Annotated in this window: 1 pseudogene; it reads left to right on the top strand. The window is 53.8% G+C overall.

The features are described from left to right. Nucleotides 1–353, top strand: a pseudogene (locus tag HX866_RS33985) (calcium-binding protein); the annotation flags it as partial.

Raw genomic sequence — 353 nt, forward strand, 5'->3', positions numbered from 1 at the left:
CGGCGGCGGTGATGACGAAGTTCGTACCAGTCTGGGTAACTATGTCTTGGCGGCCAACGTCGAACGACTGACCTTTACTGGCACCAGTAGTTTTAATGGTACGGGTAATGCCAGCGACAACATCATTACCGGCGGAGCCGGTAATGATTACCTGATGGGCGGTGCCGGTGCGGATCAGTTTATCGGTGGAGTGGGGATCGATACTGTCAGTTATGCAGACTCCTCCGCAGCGATCACCTTCAATACCAAGACGGGTATCCACAGCGGTATTGCTGCCGGTGACACGTTCAGCGGGATTGAAATCATCCAGGGTTCGAATAATTTCGACACCTTTATCAGCGGTGAGGCAGCCG

This window comes from Pseudomonas gingeri (assembly GCF_013386165.1).
Lineage (GTDB): Bacteria > Pseudomonadota > Gammaproteobacteria > Pseudomonadales > Pseudomonadaceae > Aquipseudomonas > Aquipseudomonas gingeri_C.